An 11,655-nucleotide genomic window follows, 5' to 3' on the forward strand; every position below is an offset into this window, starting at 1 on the left:
TTCATAGGGAGCCAGCTTTCAAGGAGGCTGGTGATGGAAACGGGTTGGCGGAACGAACTGGAGGCATGGCTTGCGCCGTTTGCCGCCGCGCTACGGAACAAGACGCGGCGCCGGATGTGCCCGGCCTACATTTCGGGGCTGATCGGGCCGGGTGATCGCAAGAGTGTTCAGCCCATGGCTGCACGGGACGACGATGTCAGCTACGACCGGCTTCATCACTTTGCCGGCAGCGGGGTCTGGGACGAAGCACCGCTTGAGGCGGCGTTGCTTGCCGAGGCGGACCGACTGGTTGGTGGCGACGATGCCTGGCTGATCATCGACGATACGGCTCTGCCCAAGAAAGGGCGGCATTCGGTTGGCGTGGCGCCGCAGTATGCCTCGACGCTCGGCAAAAACGCCAACTGCCAGACGCTTGTGTCGGTCACGCTGGCCTCGCGCGAGGTGCCGGTGATGGTGGGCCTGCGCCTTTTTCTGCCGGAAAGCTGGACGAGTGATGCGGCCCGCCTTGATCGCGCCGGGGTTCCAGAGGGGCTGCGAGCGTACCGGACCAAGCCGGAGATCGCACTGGCCGAGATCGACAGGGTCCGTGCCGCAGGCGTTCGCTTCGGCTGTGTCCTGGCCGATGCGGGATATGGCCTCCCGGCATCCTTCCGGCAGGGCCTGAGCGAGCGCGGCCTTGCCTGGGCTGTGGGTATCCCGTTCAAGCAGAAGGTCTACCCTGCCGATGTCAGCATGGTCTTTCCCGTTGCCGCTCGCGGACGCCCGAGAAAGAACGCGATACCCGACATCACCTCGGTATCGGCACAAGCCATGCTGGAGGCGGCGAAATGGCGCCAGGTCAGTTGGCGGCGTGGCACCAAGGGCAAGCTTGCGGCCCGCTTTGCCGCAGTTCGCGTGAGGGTCGCGGACGGACCGCAGCAGCGTATCCACGACATGGGTGCCCAGCATCTGCCGGGCGAAGAAGTCTGGCTCGCCGGGGAACATCGATCGGCCGGCGAGCGCAAGTACTACCTCTCCAACCTGCCTGCCAACACGCCGATCAAGCAACTCGCCGGCGCCATCAAGGCCCGCTGGGTTTGCGAGCAGGCTCACCAGCAACTCAAGGAAGAACTCGGCCTGGACCACTTCGAGGGGCGATCATGGAAAGGCCTGCACCGACACGCGCTGATGTCCATGATCGCGCTCGCCTTCCTCCAATCCCTTCGCCTCAAGCAGGCCAAGGCATGTACTGAGCAAAGTCGAAGTGGGGGAAAAAAGAATCTCGGGACCACCACCGAAACCGAGCCTGCCAGCCATTAGGCAAGCCATCCTTGACCGTCTGAGCAGGCCGCCGGACAAACCATGCCCGCACTGCGGATGCCGCCCCAGCGACCCGCCAAAGAATAATCTGCCAAAGTCGTGCTAGTTTCTCCGAATGCCCTTGGTCTCGATTAGAGCATGAAGATAGGCACACAGTCCTGCTGGGACGTGTCCACCGCTGAACACAAAGGCTGAATTGCCGGATGAAGTGTCCGGCGCGGTCTTCGGGCAGGAAATCACCGCCGGCCTGCCCGCGGCGACGCAGGTCCTGTCGCCGCGGCTGTTCCTGAACACCGGCGCGACCGCCGCCGCGCTCGCCAATGACTGCGCCGGGGTCTATCTGGAGACGGATTTTTGAGCCATACGAACCTTGCGTCGGGCTTCCGGCCGGCAGGGCTGCGCCCTTGGCCTTCAGTCAACTCCGGCGTCAGACCGCGCGGCCCGGCGGACAAGGATGCTCCCGACCGGCATGCTGAACCCGATGGCAAGGAGAAGGGGACCAGCAACCATGCCGGAGATGAGCCCGGAGGACATGGATACCGAGATCAGCATGAGGCCGAATTCGCCTCCATGCCCCAGTATCATGCCGGTCCTGCGGATGACTGCCGCTTCTTCGCCGAACAGCGTCCCGAGAAGACCCACGATCAGCGCCTTGCCGATCATCAGGATCACCAGCCAGATCAGCACGGCAGGCCAGGCTTCGGGGATGAGCCCGAGGGGCAATTGCACCCCGATGCCGATGAAAAAGATACCCACGAACAGATCGCGGAACGGCCGGATCTCCCTTTCGACGACGTGACGCGCATCGCCTTCGCCGATGATCATGCCGGCGGCGAAGGCGGCGAGTGCAGGCGACAGACCGACCTTTGTCGCGGCAATCGACGAACCGAGAGCAATCGCCAGAGCCAGAAGCTGCGCCAGTTCGGAGTCCCGCTGCCTGGCCGTCCATCTGGCCAGGGCCTGCAGCGGTCCACGCGCGACAAAGAGAACTGCCACAAGTGCCGCCGCGCCGCCGATCATGGTTGCGGCCCCGTGCCCATCGGCCGTGCCGGTCGCCGAGTCGTGCATGAGCAGCAGCCCGACCGCGGCCAGATCCTGAAACAGCAGGATCGAGATCGCCATCCGGCCTGCCGGAGAACCCAGCGCATTCGCTCCCGCTAGAACCTTGAGGCACATCGCCGTGGACGACATGGCAACCGCCCCGCCCAGCAGGATCGCCGGAACGGGGGCGAGTTCCAGCAGGAAGGCTGCGGGAAGGGCAATCGCGACAGTGGTCAGCGTGACCTGGGCTGCCCCGATCCCGAACACATGCCGACGGAGCGAGGCGAGTTTCCCGAAGGAAAATTCGAGCCCGAGCGCGAACAAAAGCAGGATGACACCGACCTCGCCGATGGTGGCGAGCCCATCGCTTTCAGCCACCAGGCCGATGCCTGCCGGGCCGATCAGCGCGCCGGCGAGAATATATCCGACGATGCCGGGCATCCCCGCGCGCGCGCAGAGCATCAGCAGCACATAGGCCGCAAGAACGAGCGCCGCGGCGCTCTCGATCAAGCCGGTCAGGCCATGCATGGCCGTTGTCTCGCACGGCCGTGTGGATGGAGCGGCTGCACGATCATACCTGCGCGCGCACCCATTGCACGATCTGCGCTGAAGTCATCGCCCCGCTCGTTCGCGCGACCTCCCGTCCGCCCCTGAAAAGGATCATGGTCGGAATGCTGCGGATGCCGTGGCGCCCGGCGGTCTCATGTTCGGCTTCGGTATCCAGTTTGCCGAGGCGGACATGCGGCTCGAGCGAACGCGCCGCCGCCTCGAACTGCGGCGCCATGACCTTGCACGGTCCGCACCACTCCGCCCAGAAATCGACGAGCAGGGGCAATTCGGCATTGGCGTGCCGGTCGAAATTGGCCGCGGTAAGCACGGCCGGCCGGCCCTCGAACAGGGCGGCGCCGCAGCGGCCGCAGTTGGGGTTGTCCGTCAGGCGCTCCTGCGGAACCCGGTTCACTGAACTGCATTTGGGGCAAGCAACGGTGGGCATTCTGTTCTTCCTTCGCTGTCGTTTCGGAGAGGGTGGCAGACCGGTGCCGCTCAGCGCGGGGCCGAGGCCCCGCGGGTCTCCCGGTGGCGGGGGCCGGGCAGGTATTCGACGCCGCCGCCCTGGCGGCGCACGGGCTGCGGGTAGAGGGTCATCAGCTCGAGGATTTCCTCGGGCATTTCGGTCCGCACCGGCAGTCCCATCTGGCGCGCCTCTTCGGCGGAGATCGGATAGTCATGGGTCCAGGTGCCTGTGGCCAGCTGCGCCGCCACCGCCGCTGCCCTTTCCGCGTCCATCTTGCCGGACAAGAGCCGTCGCGCCGCCGCCTCGACCTGAGCGATCGCCTTGCGCCCGACATCGGCCATGATCAGCGTCTGGTCGTCGATCTCCGCGACCGGTTTCTGCTCCAGGACCCTGATGAGCGACGCCGCGGGCATCTGGCCGAGTTGCGGATCGACCGGGCCAAGGACGGAGTGGCTGCACATCACGATCTCGTCTGCGGCCAGAGCGATCAGTGTTCCCCCCGACATGGCGTAGTGTGGCACGAAAACCGTGACCTTACCCTTGTGCCCCTGGATGGCGCGGGCGATCTGCGTGGCGGCGAGGACGAGCCCCCCGGGCGTATGCAGCACGATATCGAGCGGCATTTCGGCGTCGGTCAGCTGGATGGCGCGCAGAACCTCCTCGGAATCGTTCACGTCGATGTAGCGCACCAGCGGAAAACCCAGGAGGTTCATCGTCTCCTGCCGGTGGATCATCAGGATCACCCGGCTTCCGCGCATCCTCTCGATCTGGGCGATCTTCCGCGCGCGCATCGCCTCGAGATACTTCCTCTGCAAGGCCGGCTGCAGCGCCGAGGCGATGAAGAACAGCCACAGCAGTTGCATCAGATCCATGGACTTCCTCCTCCCCTTCTTCGGCCATCCGGCAGGAAGCCGTAGATCCCTTCGTCGCGGTAGTATCGGCGATAGGTGCCGGCGGGCCTGCGCAGAAGCGGTGTGGCAAGCCATCCCGCGACGAAGCCGCCGATATGCGCCCACCAGGCGATCCCGCCGCTTGCCGTGTCGCCGAGCGATATCAGGCCGGGGATGACCTGCATGGCAAACCAGATCATGGCGAACGCGAGCGCACTGACCTCGAAGAACAGCGGGATGAACAGGATCGGCACGATCACGACCAGCCGGGCCGCCGGGAACATCCGGGCATAGCAGCCGATCACCCCCGCGATGGCGCCGGACGCGCCGAGCGCGGGCACGACCGAGTCGGGGTTGGCCAAGGCATGGGCGAGCCCAGCAGCCACGCCGCAGAAGATATAGAACAGCGTGAACCGCACCGGCCCGAGCCGGTCTTCCACGGCCGGGCCGAAGATCCAGAGCGTCCACATGTTGAGGATGAGGTGAAGCCAGCCCGCATGAAGGAAGATGTTGGTCAGGAACGGTGTCCAGTCGGACGGCGCGATCAGGCGGAGCCGGCCGAAGAAGCGCGACGGCACCAGCGCGAAGTCGAACAGGAACCGGTCGAGCACGCGTGGCGGCAGGCCGACCTGATAGAGAAACGCGAGGACGCTGATCCCGACGACCGTCCAGACGACGATCGGCGGGTATCTGCGCGCGACGGTGTCAGCCCAGGGGAACATGCCACGCCTCCGCGCGCCTGCGGCTGCCCGTCGTCACGGTTTTTTCCCTGCGACTGTCACCCCCGTCCAGGCCGGGGGATCGGAGGCCGGGAAGGTTTCGAGCGCGGCTTCGAGGACCGGGTCGAACGTCTCGCCGTTGTTGGCGGACAGGCCGGTCGCGCCTTCCTGCGCAACAGCGCGCGAGACGCGGTGATCGGCGCTGCCGCGATCGGTGCGGAACGGGATGCGGAAGGCGCCCGGGGCATCGGCCCCCCTGTGCAGCCGATGGTGCGATTCTCCCGTCCACCGGTTCGCCATCCGTGCCCGCACGGCGTCCTCGCGCACGACGTATCGCCAGTCCTGCCGCTCGGCGAAGTCCACGGCGCTGTCACGATCGGGGAATTTCAGCCGGATTGGGCGATAGGGATCGTCGCTTGCAGTCCACCCCATCAGCGGCTCGATCTGCGGCGGACGAGACGGCTCGAATTCGAGAACCCAGTAGCTGGGCCGCGGCGCCGATGTCATCGCGGAACGGGCCGGACGGTAGATGATTGCCGTCGGCACGTCCCAGGATGGCAGATCGGTTCCGGGAATTTTCGGCGGAAACGGTGGGCGGTTATGGCCGCGCATTTTCACGATCCCTCCATGCTCCGAGGTTGTTCTGCTGCCGCGGATTGCGCCGGTCGCGCCAGAGGTTCGGCCTCGCCCCGCAGGGCGATGACGATCCGCTGCCGTTCGAGGATCGGCTGGGGCAGGTGCGCCGTGCGGGCGATTTCCTGTTCCAGCTTCGCGGTTTCGACGGTTTCACCAGAGAAGCCGGCCTCGATCAGTTTCGCGCGCAGAAACGCCATCGCGGCCTGCGCGATCCGGTCGGACTCGGCCGCATCCAGGCCGAGCGCCGCGGCGGCCTCGGCCGGCGTCTCGTCGGCAAGGTGGATCCGCTCCAGCACGCGGCGCCAGAGCGACGGAAGCTGGGCCATCGCCCGATGGAGCGCCCGCGCCGCTTCATGCCGCTCGGCTTCGCTTGCGGGATCGGCCCCGGCCTCGTCGGCGACGAGATCCTCGAGCCGCAACATCTCGTCGGGCTGGTGGAACTCGGACAATTCCTGATCCGCCTCGGTCGGATCTTCTTCGGGCTTCTCCGGCTCAGCATCAAGCGAGGCGGCGTCCTCGGGCAGGGCCCGGCGGGCCGCGCGGGCCTCTGCCTCGATGGTCTCGTGGGCCAGCCGAATGAGCCAGTCGCCGGCCGAGAATTCTGCGGGCCGCGTCTCGAACCGTTCGAGCCCCTTCAGGACCGTCGCATCGGCCAGATCGCCAACCCCGAGCCTGCCCGGCGGCACCGACCCGCTAGCCTGAAGATAGGTCAGTTCGCGCCGGACGGCGTCATAGACCCGGTCGAGATGCTCCTCGATCAGGTCGAAATACATCGCCCGCCGGTCAGCTTCAGCCGTATCGCGGGCTGGCGGCAGGAGCATGCCGATGCGGCGGCGGCGGGCCGGGCGTTTCCACTCCGGTTCATGCTTGAGGCGCGCCATATGCCGGTCGACCCTGTGGCGCAGGTCGGCAAAGGCTTTACGCAGCACGGGCTCGACCTCGAACCCGTCTTCCTGCGCCGCGATCACCCCCGAGGGCAGTTGCAGGCGCAGGCTGACATGGATGCGCATCTTGCCCTTCGTCTGCGAGACGGTCGCCTCGAGCCGCACGAGATCATCTCTGAAACGCTTCAGATGCGGCGCGAGCTGACGGGCCTCCTCCTCGATCACTTCAGGGGCGCGGTGCCGGCCATGACTGTCTAGGTTTCGGAATGCCTTCAGGATTTTCATGGATTTCGTGCCTTTCGTGGAAGGCCGGGCGCGAGTTTACGTCGCGCCCGGCCTTTTGTGTCTGGCTCAGTCCGCCGCCTTTTCGTCCGCTGCGCCCTGCGGTGCCTCCGAGCCGGCCACGCCCGAATGCGCCGGCTTCTCGGCACTACCTTCAGCCGCTCCGGCCTGATCAGCCGGGCTGTCGTCGCCGGCGTCCTTCGCGAACTTCTCGAAGACGATCTTCTGCATCTCAGGCGACCAGGCGACGCGCACGCTGTCGCCATCGCCGATGCGGCCAGAAAGCATTTCGCGGGCAAGCTCGGTCTCGAGTTCCGACCGGATCAGCCGGCGCAATTCGCGCGCCCCGAATTCCGGCCGGAAGCCCACCGCACCGAAATGGTCCACGACGCTCACGTCGAAATCGAGGTTCACGCCCTGAGTCAGCGCCGTCCGCTTCACCCGGTTCAGTTGCAGTTCGACGATCTGGCGGATCTCGGTCTGGTTCAGCGAATGGAAGACGATGATCTCGTCGATCCGGTTGATGAACTCGGGCCGGAAATGCCCGCGCAGAACGTCCATCAACTCGGCCTTCTGCTTGGCCTCGTCGAACTCGCTGGTGCCGCGTTTCTTGAGGTTGCGCTGGATGATGTCCGAACCGAGGTTCGAGGTGGCGATGATGATGGTGTTGGTGAAGTCCACCACGCGGCCCTTGCCGTCGGTCAGCCGGCCATCGTCGAACACCTGCAACAGGATGTTGTAGACATCCGGGTGCGCCTTCTCGATCTCGTCGAGCAGCACGACCGCATAGGGCCGGCGGCGTACCTTTTCGGTCAGTTGCCCGCCTTCCTCGTAGCCGACATAGCCCGGAGGCGCGCCCACCAGCCGGGCGACCGCATGGCGCTCGCCGTATTCCGACATGTCGATGCGGATCATCGCGTCCTGATCGCCGAAGATCACTTCGGCGAGCGTCTTGGCCAGTTCCGTCTTGCCCACGCCCGTGGGCCCGAGGAAGAGGAATGTCGCCGTAGGTCCGCGTCCCTCGCGCAGGCCCGCACGCGCCAGCCGCACCGCATCGGCCACGGCCCGGATGGCCTCATCCTGGCCGATGACGCGCTCATGCAGCTTGTCTTCCAGCTTCAGAAGCTTGTCCTTCTCCTCGGTGGTCAGTTCGGTGACCGGAACGCCGGTGATCTTCGAGACGATCTGCGCCACATGATCGGCGCGCACCTCGGCCGTCGCCGAAGCCTGGTCGCGCTTCCAGATTTCGAGCAGCTCGTCCAGATCCTTCTGCTTGGCCTCGAGTTCCTTCTTGAGTTCGGCCGCGCGGTCGAACTGCTTGCGGGCGGCGGCATAGTCCTGCTCGCGCCGGATCTGGGCGACCTCGGCCTCGAGCTCCTGCACGTCGATGGGACGCGCGGTGGCGCTGATCTTCACGCGCGCCGCGGCCTGGTCAATCAGGTCGATCGCCTTGTCGGGCATGAAGCGGCCGGTGATATAGCGGTCCGAAAGCTCGGCCGCTGCGACGATGGCCTCGTCGGTGATCGTCACCTTGTGGTGCGCCTCCAGCGTATCGCGCAGCCCGCGCAGGATCATGATGGTCTGCGCCACTGTCGGTTCGGCCACATAGACCGGCTGGAAGCGGCGTTCGAGGGCGGCGTCCTTCTCGATGTGCTTCTGGTATTCGTTGAGCGTAGTGGCCCCGATCAGGTTCAGCTCGCCCCGCGCCAGCGCCGGCTTGAAGGTGTTGGCGATGTCGAGCCCGCCTTCACCTCCGCCCTGGCCCGCCCCGACGATGGTGTGGATCTCGTCGATGAAGAGGATGAGGTTGTCCTTTTCCTCGGTAATCTCCTTGAGGATCTTCTGCACCCGCTCCTCGAATTCGCCGCGATACTTCGATCCGGCGACCATCGAGTTGATGTTGAGTTCGACGAGGCGCTTGTCGCGCAGCGCCTCGGGCACCTCGCCTGCGACGATCCGCTGCGCCAGCCCCTCGACGATTGCGGTCTTGCCCACGCCCGGCTCGCCGATCAGCACCGGGTTGTTCTTCTTGCGCCGGGCCAGAACCTCGATCGTCGTCTCGATCTCGCGGGCGCGGCCGATGACCGGGTCGAGCTTGCCCTCGCGTGCGAGTTTGGTCAGATCGCGGCTGAACTGGTCGAGATCGGGCGTGCTCGAGGGCGCCTCGACACGGCCTTCCTCGGCGCCCTTGCCCACGACCTTGGTCACCTGCTGGCGCAGGGCCTGGGGCGTTAGCCCGTATTTGCGCAGGATCGCGGCGGCAAGGCCCTCGCCTTCCTCGGCCAAGCCGATCAGCAGGTGCTCGGGGCCGACATAGGAATGGCCGAGTTCGTTGGAGGCGATGAAGGCGCGGTTCAGCGCATCTTTCAGGCGCGGACTGACGCCGATCTCACCCGATGCCTTGGCATCGCCGCGTCTGGCATCCTTCTCGATCTGGCGGCGCAGATCCTCCACATCCACCTTGAACTGGCCGAGGACCGTCCTGACCACTTCCGAGCCGGTCAGGGCCAGCAGGAGGTGTTCGGTATCCACCTCGCTGCGGCCGAACTCGCCGGCCGTCTGCGCCGCCTCCTGCAAGAGCTTGTTGCCCTGTTCGCTCAGCCGGTCGGCGATGCTGCGGCCGGCGCCGCGCCGTGCGTTGCGGCTGGGGGTCTCGTCCCCGAAAGTGGCATCCACCACATCGTCATCGCCAGCGCTTGCCGGACCCGATGCAATGCTCCGCAGCGGGCTGTCGCCGAACAGGCCGCCGAAACCGCTGTCGCCGAAGAATTCGTCGAACAGCGAATGCCGCCCGAACAGCGATTCCAGCGGCGAGGCGCTGCGGCCCGAACGGCGCACCATCTCGCGGTAGTGCTGATCGCAAAGCTCCATGTTCTGAATCCGGCCATTGACCGAGGCGCGCACGCGCGCGGTCGCCGGCCGGCCGCAGATATCGCAGGTTCCGTTCGCCATCTTGTGACTCCTACCTTGCCTTATTTCGGGATTGCGACACTTTAGCGTGCCGCAACCGGTGTCCCTTGTTCTGGATCAAATGCCGTCTCACGGCCGGCGACGCGGGCGGCGATCCCGGTCAGATCGGCCTCGTCCAGCGTTTCCTTCTGCAGAAGCTCGCGTGCAGACTGTTCGAGAAGCGCCCGGTTCGCCCCAAGCAGCGCCACTGTCCGGCCGAAGACGCCGTCCAAGACCTCACGCACCTTCGCATCTATCCGCTCGGCGGTGGCCTCGCTGTAGCGGCGGTTGAGCCAGGACGCCTGATCGCCGGTGCCGAGGAAGCCGGGGCGGTCGCTGTCGTAACTCACATGCCCCAGATCGGGGTCCATGCCGTAGCGCGCCACCATCGCCCGGGCGATATCGGTCGCCTTGACCAGATCGTCGGCAGCCCCGGTCGAGAGGTGATCGTAGATGATCTTCTCGGCCGCGCGCCCGCCCAGAAGCACGGCGATCTTGGTCTCGAGTTCCTCGCGCGTCATCAGGAAGCGGTCCTCGGTCGGCCGCTGGATCGTGTAGCCCAGCGCGCCCACGCCGCGCGGGATGATCGAGACCTTGTGCACCGGGTCCGTCCCCGGCAGGGCCATCGCCACCAGCGCATGCCCCATCTCGTGATGGGCCACGATCTCGCGCTCGCGCGGGTTCAGCACGCGGTTCTTCTTCTCCAGTCCCGCGACGATGCGTTCGACGGCATTGTTGAAATCGTCCATCGTCACGGCCTCGGCCTTCCGCCGCGTGGCCAGCAGGGCGGCTTCGTTCACCAGATTGGCGAGGTCGGCCCCGGAGAAGCCCGGGGTCAGTGCCGAGACCTTTTCGGCGTCGACATCGGGGGCGAGCCGCACCTTCTTCATGTGCACGCCGAGGATCTGAATGCGCCCCTTCTTGTCGGGCCGGTCCACCAGAACCTGCCGGTCGAAGCGTCCCGCCCGAAGGAGCGCGGGATCGAGGATCTCGGGGCGGTTCGTCGCGGCCAGAAGCACGATGCCGACCGAAGGATCGAAGCCGTCGAGTTCGGTCAGAAGCTGGTTCAGCGTCTGCTCACGCTCGTCGTGTCCGCCGGCGATCTGGCCCGAGGACCGCGCGCGCCCCAGCGCGTCGAGTTCGTCGATGAAGATGATGCAGGGCGCGGCCTTGCGGGCCTGCTCGAAGAGGTCGCGCACCCGCGCCGCGCCCACGCCCACGAACATCTCGACGAACTCCGACCCCGAGATCGAGAAGAAGGTCACGCCGGCCTCGCCCGCCACGGCGCGTGCGAGCAGCGTCTTGCCCGTGCCCGGCGGGCCGACGAGCAGGATGCCCTTGGGAATGCGCGCGCCGAGGCGGCCGTATTCGGCCGGGTTCTTCAGGAAGGCCACGACCTCCTCGAGCTCGGCCTTGGCCTCGTCCACGCCCGCGACATCGGCGAAACTGACGCCGGTTTCCTTCTCCATGTAAACCTTGGCCTTGCTGCGGCCGACCTGCATGAAGCCGCCGAAACCCTGCCTGTCTGCGAACCTGCGGAACAGGAGCATCCAGACCCCGAAAAAGACCAGTGCCGGCGCCACCCAGGACAGGATCGTGCCGAACAGTGTGTTCTGCGGAACGCCGGTGATCTCGACGCCGGAGCGGCCGATCCGCTCGAGGATCGCGGGATCCACGACCGTGGTGACGAACTGGCTCTTGCCGTCCACGGGCTCGGTGAAGCTGCCGGTGATGGTGTCGGCCCCGACCGCGACGGACGCGATCTTGCCGTCGTTCAGGTAAGTCTCGAACTGGCTGTAGCTGATCGGCGCAATGGCCTGCCAACCGGCGATCAGGTTCTGGATGAAGATTGATCCACCCCCATTGAACGGGTCCACCTTGAAGTATGGTTTTGACCCTGAAGGAGGACCACAATGGCAAACAAGCGACACAAGCCCGAC

10 protein-coding genes are annotated in these 11,655 nt (G+C 66.1%); 2 read left to right on the forward strand and 8 right to left on the reverse strand.

Annotated elements, in window-relative coordinates:
* Positions 1-33 precede the first annotated feature (33 nt).
* Both ASC48_RS19050 and ASC48_RS19640 read left to right on the forward strand, forming a co-directional pair.
* Positions 34-1,299 carry an IS701 family transposase gene (locus ASC48_RS19050; protein ID WP_055456724.1) on the forward strand — a complete coding sequence of 422 codons (1,266 nt, stop codon included), beginning with the start codon at positions 34-36 and terminating at the stop codon, positions 1,297-1,299.
* A 196-nt stretch (positions 1,300-1,495) separates the two neighbouring features.
* Positions 1,496-1,657, forward strand: coding sequence for a hypothetical protein (locus ASC48_RS19640; protein WP_156367111.1), 162 nt, complete (start codon positions 1,496-1,498; stop codon positions 1,655-1,657).
* A 53-nt stretch (positions 1,658-1,710) separates the two neighbouring features.
* Here ASC48_RS19640 and ASC48_RS19055 read toward each other — a convergent pair whose 3' ends face one another.
* The 8 genes from ASC48_RS19055 to ftsH form a co-directional block, all read right to left on the reverse strand.
* Entirely contained in the window at positions 1,711-2,868 is a 1,158-nt protein-coding gene (locus ASC48_RS19055) for a cation:proton antiporter (RefSeq protein ID WP_055457248.1), read from the reverse strand.
* A 43-nt stretch (positions 2,869-2,911) separates the two neighbouring features.
* Positions 2,912-3,334, reverse strand: coding sequence for a thioredoxin TrxC (gene trxC / locus ASC48_RS19060; protein WP_055457249.1), 423 nt, complete (start codon positions 3,332-3,334; stop codon positions 2,912-2,914).
* 50 nt (positions 3,335-3,384) lie between these two features.
* Entirely contained in the window at positions 3,385-4,227 is an 843-nt protein-coding gene (locus tag ASC48_RS19065) for an SDH family Clp fold serine proteinase (protein ID WP_055457250.1), read from the reverse strand.
* Positions 4,218-4,967 (reverse strand): rhomboid family intramembrane serine protease, encoded by a 750-nt coding sequence (locus ASC48_RS19070; protein WP_055457251.1) that lies wholly within the window; start codon positions 4,965-4,967, stop codon positions 4,218-4,220. Before ASC48_RS19070 ends, ASC48_RS19065 begins: the two co-directional genes overlap by 10 nt.
* Positions 4,968-5,000: 33 nt before the next feature.
* Entirely contained in the window at positions 5,001-5,576 is a 576-nt protein-coding gene (locus ASC48_RS19075; protein WP_055457252.1) for an NADH dehydrogenase ubiquinone Fe-S protein 4, read from the reverse strand.
* Between the two features lie 2 nt (positions 5,577-5,578).
* On the reverse strand, positions 5,579-6,769 hold the full coding sequence (locus tag ASC48_RS19080) for a sigma-70 family RNA polymerase sigma factor (protein ID WP_055457253.1): 1,191 nt from the start codon (positions 6,767-6,769) through the stop codon (positions 5,579-5,581).
* A 66-nt stretch (positions 6,770-6,835) separates the two neighbouring features.
* A complete protein-coding gene (locus tag ASC48_RS19085; protein ID WP_244270120.1) occupies positions 6,836-9,718 on the reverse strand; it encodes an ATP-dependent Clp protease ATP-binding subunit in 2,883 nt (960 codons plus the stop codon).
* A 41-nt stretch (positions 9,719-9,759) separates the two neighbouring features.
* Positions 9,760-11,565 carry an ATP-dependent zinc metalloprotease FtsH gene (ftsH, locus tag ASC48_RS19090; RefSeq protein WP_244270121.1) on the reverse strand — a complete coding sequence of 602 codons (1,806 nt, stop codon included), beginning with the start codon at positions 11,563-11,565 and terminating at the stop codon, positions 9,760-9,762.
* Between the last annotated feature and the right edge of the window lie 90 nt (positions 11,566-11,655).

Origin of the sequence: Pannonibacter indicus, from assembly GCF_001418225.1 — a bacterium.
GTDB lineage: Bacteria > Pseudomonadota > Alphaproteobacteria > Rhizobiales > Stappiaceae > Pannonibacter > Pannonibacter indicus.